Below are 1463 nucleotides of genomic sequence, written 5' to 3'. Positions count from 1 at the left end.
TTGATGCTCCTATCTTTGTTAAGGGTCAAGCGGCGGTGATGAGCTGGGTGTTGAGCCATTCGCGGTAGTTGGTTGCGAGGGTGTCGTTGCGTTTGAGGCCGCGTTCGAGCCGGGAGATGTCGTTGGGCCAAACACCGAAGTGTGCTGCAGCGCTGGTGAGGGTGATGTTTTTGGCTTGTCGGGCCGGGCGCAGGTCGCTGTAGTCATCGATGGGGCACGGTGCGGTGAGGTGTTTGAACATCTCGCGGGCGATGGCGCGTTTGAGCAGACGCAGGATGTCCTTTTTGGAGCGGCCGGCGGCGAGTTGGCGCGTGGCGTAGTTGCGGGTGCGTGGGTCGTGGGACCAGCGCACCAGTGCGATGCGGTGCAGCGCGTTGTTGGCCGCGCGGTCGCCGCCGCGAGAGAGTCGGTAGCGGTGGGTTTTACCCGAGCTGGCGGGGATGGGTGCGACGCCGCAGAGCATGGCAAAGGCCGCTTCAGAGCGCACCCGGTCGCTGTTAGTGCCGGCGGTGATGAGCAATTGTGCCGCGGTGTCGGGGCCCACTCCGTAGGCGGCGCGGAGGGCCGGGTTGGTCGCGGTGGTCAAGGTGTCGAGCTGAGCGGTCAGCTCGCGGTCTTGGCGTTCGAGGAATTCGATGCGCTGGGCCAAGGTTTTGCAGGCAATCAACACCGCCATGACAGTGGGGTCGTCGTGGGTGTAAGGCTGGCATCGGGCCAACGCCTCGATCAGACGCAAGGTGGTGGGGTAGCGGCGGTAGCGTTCCCGCAGCGCTGCCGGCGCGGCGACGAGGAGGTCTTTGATCTGCTGGATGGCCGCGGTGCGGGCTTTAACTGCGCCGCGGCGCGCGATCAGCAGGGCTTTGAGTGCGCCGGTGTCGGGATCTTTGGGCACGGTCAGGCCGTGGCCGCCCAGCACGGCACGAGCGGCGCTATAGGCGTCCAGCGGGTCGGATTTACCTTGGCGGCGTCGCGCTGACCGGTCGGGTCGGTTGACCTCGACAACCTGAATCTCGTTGTCTTGCAAGGTTTGTGTGAACCCGGCCCCATAGCTGCCAGTGCCCTCGACGCCGGCGATGAACACCTCTCCAAAGCTTTGCGCCCACCGCAGGGCGACGTAATAACCGGTCGGATTCGTGCGAAACTCGGCATCGCCAAGAAGTTGGCCGGTGTCGGTGATGGCCGCGACGTGAATGGTGTCGAGGTGAGTGTCGACGCCGATGACGACCCGACGTGGGGATGTCACGATGGTTGGTGTCCTCTCTGTGCAAGCGACGGTGCGGTGGGTGACAAACCCGGTGGGGCGGGCAGACAAGACATTGATGAGGAACTGCCAGGCTCCTGATTAGGTCATGTCCGCCACACCGGGCTCTCATGGCGGTGCTTGCCCGCTCGTCGCTGGTGAGACAAATCAATTGGAAGACAACTCAGCAGGGCGTCAGTCGGAGCGAGAGTCATCACCAGCA

Annotated in this window: 1 protein-coding gene; it reads right to left on the bottom strand. The window is 64.1% G+C overall.

Annotated elements, in window-relative coordinates:
* Window positions 1-25 precede the first annotated feature (25 nt).
* On the bottom strand, window positions 26-1243 hold the full coding sequence (locus OQ789_RS25590) for an IS110 family transposase (RefSeq protein ID WP_324689189.1): 1218 nt from the start codon (window positions 1241-1243) through the stop codon (window positions 26-28).
* Window positions 1244-1463: the final 220 nt, after the last annotated feature.

Origin of the sequence: Mycobacterium sp. 94-17, assembly GCF_035617725.1 — a bacterium.
In the GTDB taxonomy this organism is placed as follows: domain Bacteria; phylum Actinomycetota; class Actinomycetes; order Mycobacteriales; family Mycobacteriaceae; genus Mycobacterium.
This window is presented reverse-complemented; position numbering and strand designations above follow the sequence as displayed.